Source organism: Dehalobacter sp., from assembly GCA_023667845.1.
Lineage (GTDB): Bacteria > Bacillota > Desulfitobacteriia > Desulfitobacteriales > Syntrophobotulaceae > Dehalobacter.
Genome location: JAMPIU010000042.1, coordinates 1 through 1,437, shown reverse-complemented (window position 1 = coordinate 1,437; position 1,437 = coordinate 1). Strand labels below are relative to the sequence as shown.

Sequence of the window (1,437 nt, the reverse complement as noted above, 5' to 3'; positions counted from 1 at the left end):
GAAAATCAGGCTTGGACCCACGTTGCCGGCTTTCCTTTCGCCGAATGTCGTTAAGGTGATCGTGGAAGCCTTTGACCTGAAACCGATTGATACCGTCGAAGCCGACGTCGCCGCCATGATGACTGGGGCGTAAGTCTTTGCTTCTTTGATATCTAGAAAATGGCTGGCACTCCCAGCCATTTTTATTTATCAGGGTAGTGAGGTTGACCCCGGCTACTTCTGTCATTCAGAGCTTTTTTTGCGCAGTACACTTCGTGTGTGAAGAATCTTGCTTTTGCCCTTCCACCTCTAAGATCCTTCACTTCGTTCAGGATGACAAACTGGTTGAGCTGGCAGCACCTTGGTTGTCGGGGTAGGGGAGCAGGGATGGGTTGTTTAATATTTAATTATTACTTATGAGAATATCACTTCTCGATAGTTATAAGAGGGGTTAGGTCGTAAGACGAATTGTTCTCTCCAGTCCGGCTCTTGTGTTCTTTCGTAGGTCAGGTTGCGCTTTTCAACCTGACGTCACGAATGTAACTATTCCTGGCGTTATTCTTTTCACTCCCCGAACGAATTCATACTGTTTTGAAATTTTTTTGGATCGATTTCAGGAGCATTATTCTCTCCTTCAGAATAATAACTCCAATAACTGGACCATAACCAATCATATTTGTCAGAATATCCATGTTTGATTGGGTTGTAATGGATATAGTCAAAGCAATTTTGAAAATCTTCCTGGTCTTTGATCGTATGTTCCCAGAAACGCTTCTGCCAAATTATCATATTGTGGTCTCCGCTAAATTCACGTGATTTCTTGGTGGTCATTTTCTTTATTTCTTTAATCCTTGATGAAAAATCTTTGTCATCTTCTGCAAGGGTCAAAATGAGATGAATGTGATCCGGCAAAACGCAATAGGCAATCAGATCAAAATGATGATATTTTTGGATGGTAGAAAGTGCAGAAAGGAAGCTCTCGATGTATCTCTTATCTGTGAAAAATTTTGTTCTGTCCGATGTAACCAGGGTGAAGAAATAGGTACCGCCGGCAATGTAATTGCGGATGAATTTTGGCATTCATACAGTGTAACCCAAGATTGAAATGTACATTCTGGTTTTCCAAAGTCGCCAACAGGAATTTGAAAATGGATGTGACGTCAGGTTGAAATGCGCAACCTGACCTACACTATTACACTGCGCAACCAGACCGATGAATTCTATGATTTCCTTTTGTTCTCATCTAAATTTTAATCGCCACAAAATACTCTCCCACTGCCTTCTCCAAATTTTCAGCGGCGTGGGCAAGCGCTTCTTCCAAACTCTGCCCAATGGGCGTTGCCTGCACCAGATCACTAACCCCCAGCTCAACCATTTTCTGCGCGCCTTCCCCCAGCGCTCCCGAAATGACGGCTACGCGCACACCAGCAGCCCGTGAACGCCTGGTTACTGCTGAAA

The 1,437-nt window shown here is 43.8% G+C and carries 3 protein-coding genes; 1 reads left to right on the top strand and 2 read right to left on the bottom strand.

Translation table 11 applies throughout. The annotated features are described in order from the left end of the window. On the top strand, nt 1-133 hold a 133-nt coding region (locus tag NC238_02085; protein ID MCM1564747.1), incomplete at its 5' end, for a hypothetical protein. A gap of 410 nt (nt 134-543) precedes the next feature. Here the strand turns inward: NC238_02085 and NC238_02080 are convergent. Together NC238_02080 and NC238_02075 are read right to left on the bottom strand one after the other, a co-directional pair. Beyond that, entirely contained in the window at nt 544-1,059 is a 516-nt protein-coding gene (locus NC238_02080; GenBank protein ID MCM1564746.1) for a transposase, read from the bottom strand. Nucleotides 1,060-1,222: 163 nt separating this feature from the next. Continuing rightward, nucleotides 1,223-1,437: glycerate kinase (locus tag NC238_02075; GenBank protein MCM1564745.1), on the bottom strand; the 215-nt coding region annotated here is incomplete at its 5' end.

Excerpts from the sequence above, each read along its gene's own strand:
- NC238_02080 (MCM1564746.1), bottom strand. The coding sequence starts at position 1,059 with ATGCCAAAATTCATCCGCAATTACATTGCCGGCGGTACCTATTTCTTC.